This window comes from Inquilinus sp., assembly GCF_057815775.1.
The window spans coordinates 1-3898 of sequence record NZ_JBYRFX010000608.1 but is presented as its reverse complement, the minus strand read 5'-3'; the positions used below and the strand labels follow the sequence as shown (position 1 = coordinate 3898).

At 70.0% G+C, this 3898-nt stretch carries 4 protein-coding genes; all 4 read right to left on the bottom strand.

The window, feature by feature from the left end; all coding sequences use genetic code 11:
- Positions 1–367: nucleotide-binding YajQ family protein (locus AC3XYG_RS21360; RefSeq protein ID WP_489141886.1), on the bottom strand; the 367-nt coding region annotated here is incomplete at its 3' end.
- Positions 368–401: 34 nt separating this feature from the next.
- A complete protein-coding gene (locus AC3XYG_RS21355) occupies positions 402–1325 on the bottom strand; it encodes a ChbG/HpnK family deacetylase (RefSeq protein WP_489141885.1) in 924 nt (307 codons plus the stop codon).
- Positions 1279–2295: a glycosyltransferase family 2 protein gene (locus tag AC3XYG_RS21350; protein WP_489141884.1), complete on the bottom strand. Its 1017-nt coding sequence runs from the start codon at positions 2293–2295 to the stop codon at positions 1279–1281. Before AC3XYG_RS21350 ends, AC3XYG_RS21355 begins: the two co-directional genes overlap by 47 nt.
- A gap of 12 nt (positions 2296–2307) precedes the next feature.
- Positions 2308–3898: glycosyltransferase family 39 protein (locus tag AC3XYG_RS21345; RefSeq protein WP_489141883.1), on the bottom strand; the 1591-nt coding region annotated here is incomplete at its 5' end.

Below are 3898 nucleotides of genomic sequence, written 5' to 3'. Positions count from 1 at the left end.
CCGCGGCCTGGACCTTCTGTTTGCTGTCCTTGATCGCCTTGATGATGGTCTTGGCCAGGTCGCGGTCGATGCCCTGCTTCACCACCACCTCCTGCCGCACCATGTTGCCGGAGGCCTTTTCCACCGGCTTGAAGTCGAGCGACCCGGCATCGAGCTTGCGCCGCGAGAAGTAGCCGCGCAGCAGCTCGTGCATCTGCTTCAGCTTCAGGTCGTCGTCGGCCATGATCGTCAGCTTGTCGTCGCTGCGCTCGACCGAGCATTTCGATCCCTTGAAGTCGAAGCGCTGCGCCACTTCGCGCATTACGCCGGCGACGGCGTTGTCGACTTCGGTCAGATCGGTCTTGGAGACGATGTCGAAGGAGGGCATGGAATTCCGGCTCTGCGATGCTGAGCCAGCGAGTCTAGCCGATTTCGCGTGGGAAGGGAGTCTCCAGCGCGGCAACCTCGATCGCATCCGCGGCGTGGCCGGTGCCGAAGGGCGACAGCGTCACGCCGTGCCGCTGCAGATCCTGCAGGAAGGCCGGGCTGGCGAGGTAGCGGCATTCCGCTTCACGCGCATCCGTGACCGGATCCAATGCTGCCAGCGGGGCATCGACCCGCCCGGGATGGCACATGATCACTGCCCGGTCCGGCGTGGTGGCGAGCCAGCGGTCGAACAGGGTCGGGTAGTTGCCCTCGGCGAAGTCGTAGACGCCGCTGAAGCTTAGGTTGCGCACGGCGGACAAAGGGCCGAGCACGTGGTCCGACCGCAGGCTCAGCGCCTGCAGCACCAGGGACTTGGTGGCGAAGGGGCGGCGCAGGATGCGTCCCGGGCTGTCGCCGCAGCGCCGGATCCAGCGCGGCCGGATGCCGGCGAAGCGCAGGGTCAGGGCCAGCGTCTCCGCGATGCCGGGCAGCAGGTGGACATGCTGGTGGCCGTCGATGAAATCGGGCGGCCGGCCGAAGGCGGCAACGAAGCCGGCATATTGCGCCTCGATCTCGGCCGCGAGGGCGGCGAGCGGCAGCCGGCGCCGGAAACTCAGGCCGAACAGCGCGCCGAGGCTAGGGAACCGGCGCCAGCCCTCCGTCCCGCGCAGCTGGGCGGACAGGGGAGCGAACGGGCCGGTGAGGCAGAGATGCAGGCCGATCTCGGCCCGCCTGTCCGTGTCGGCGAGGTTGCGCAGAGCCCCGGCCTCCGCGGGCCAGAACGCCCCGACCGTCATGCAGCTGGTCCCCGACAGCCGGCCAGCCTCCAGCAGCTGGCGGATCGCCAGCGAGACGCCTGGGGTCAGGCCGTAGTCATCGGCGATCAGCGTGATACGTCTGGATGATGTGCGGCAGGTCATCTGCGCGCTCCCGCTGCATGTGCTCGGCGACGACATAGAGGGGGCGGTCCTTTACCTCGTCGAGGATCTCGCCGAGATACTCGCCGAGGATACCCAGGTTGATCAGCAGCACCCCGCCGATCAGCACCAGGATGGCGATGACTCCCGGGACGCCCGGCAGCGCTACGCCGTGCACCAGGCAGACGATGGTGATCCACAGCCCATAGGTGAAGGCCGTCAGGGCCATGGCGAAGCCGATCAGGGTGGAGATGCGCAGCGGCATGCGGCTGAATGAGGTGACGCCGTTCAGCGACAGCAGCAGCAGTTTCCACAGCGACCATTTGGTGGTGCCGCCGATCCGCTCCGCCGGCTGGTAGTCGATCCGGCGCTGCTGGAAGCCGACCCAGATCGACAGCCCCTTGAAGAACCGGCCGCGCTCGCGCATCCCGCGCAGCGCCCCGGCCGCCCGGGCCGACAGCAGCCGGAAATCCGCCGCGTCGGGCGTGATGGTGAAGGCGTTGCCGCTGTTCATCAGCCCGTAGAAGCTCTTGACCAGAAAGCGATAGGCCAGGCTTTCGCGCCGCTCGGTGCGCACGGCATAGACGACGTCGTCGCCATCGACCAGCCAGTGCCGGACGAAGGTGTCGATCAGCTCCGGCGGGTGCTGCCCGTCGGCGTCCATGAACACCACGGCATCGCCCGTGGCGGCGTCCAGCCCGGCGGTCAGTGCCGCCTCCTTGCCGAAATTGCGGCTGAACCGGATCAGCTCGATGCCCAGATGCCCACCCGGCAGTCCGGCGATGACGTCGCCGCTGCCGTCCTTGCTGCCGTCATCGACATAGATGACCTCGACGGCGAGGCCGTGGTCGCGGTCGAGCCGGTCCGCCAGGGCCTCGAGCGAGCGGTGCAGCGACGCCACCGACTCCGCCTCGTTGAACAGCGGGACGACAATCGACAGGCGGCGGGGGATGGTCAGCATGGCGTGGTTCATCGGAGGCCCTCGTCAGCCGGGGCAGGTGGTGGCAGGGGCGGCGCGGCCGGGCAGGATTGCGAGCCAGACATTCCGCGTCGCGAGCGGGGTGCCGAGCGCCGTGCGGGCTGGCCAGGGATAGGCGGTGATGCTTTCGGGGCAGAGGCCAGCGATCGGCCGGCCCGGCAGCGGCGGATGGCGCGACGCGTAGATCGCGCCGCTGTGCAGCAGCCGCTCCGGATCGACCCAGGGTGACAGGGCCGGGTCGGCGTCCTCGAACACCTGCGGCTGGGTTGCCGCGTAGAGGGCGACGGTGCCGGCCTCGGTGATCGTCCCGATCACTGTTTCCGGCGGGGATGCCTGGCTTCGCCGCCACAGCGTCTCGGCCGCGGTGGACAGGGCGGGGCCGTCGAGATTCATGATGTTGGGCGTGCCCGACAAGGCCGGCTTCACCACCATCAGGCCGACGAAGGCGAGTGCGAACAGGGGGGCGATGCCCAGCGCCGCCGCCAGCAGCCGCGGGGCCGGCCCGGCCGTCTCGTCCCGGCCGCCGAGCGCCGGCAGGGCGAGGGCGAGCAGGGGCGGCACGGCGAGGATGAAGCTCATGCCCCACATCGTCCGGATCCGCATGCCGGTGGCGGCCGAGGCCAGCGCCAGGACGACGATCGGCACGAGATAGACGAAGACCAGGTAGCGCCCGGCCGGGGTGGCGAGGCGCTGGCGCGCCGGGCGGGCCAGCCGCGCCAGCCGGTCCCGGCCCCAGGGGGTGAGGCCGATGGCGGCCGCCACCAGCATCGGCAGGATCGCGAAGGCCTGGTCGCCGAGGAAGGCGAGCGGCCCGGCCAGATGGCCGGGGGGGCCGCTCAGGGTTTCGTCGCCGCGCGAAGCGAGATAGCTCAGCGTCACGAAGTCGTGCTGCAGCAGCCAGACGAGATGTGGCGTGATCACCAGTAGGAAGGCGGCGAGCGCGAAATAGAAGCCCGGCCGGGAGAACTGGCGGCGCCCCTCGGGGGACACCAGCAGATAGGCCAGCAGCGTGCCGAGCAGCACCACGATCGAGTATTTCGCCAGCAGGCCAAAGCCCGCGGCGGCCCCGGTCAGCAGCCACCAGACCGCCCGGTCGCGGATGATCGCGCGCCAGAACAGGGCCATCGTCCAGGCCCAGAAGGTGAACTGCACGACGTTGGGGTTGAAGCGCGGCGTCGCATAGGTGGTGTAGTGCGTCAGCGCCAGCAGCACGACCGCGACCAGCGCGGCCCGTCGCCCGGCGATGTCGCGGGCCATCAGCCAGATGCCGGCGAAGGCGGCGGCGATTAAGGCCTGGGCGAGCGCGTAATACGCCCAGTCGGCGCCGCCGAACAGGGTGTGGACCGCTTCGGACGACCAGGCGGCGAGGGGCGGGTGCTTGTGGTAGCCCCACAGCCACTCCCGGCCCCAATACAGCCCCTCGATCGTATCCGGGTGCAGATTGCCCGTCAGCCAGGCCGGCAGCAGCGTCCACAGCGCGAAGCCCGCGCCGAGCAGGGCCGGCACCAGGGCTGCATCGATCCGGGCCCGTCCTGCGTTTCGTCCGGCCGATACGGCGCCGAGGTCCGGGCGGGATCGCCGCCGGTCGGGCTGGAGC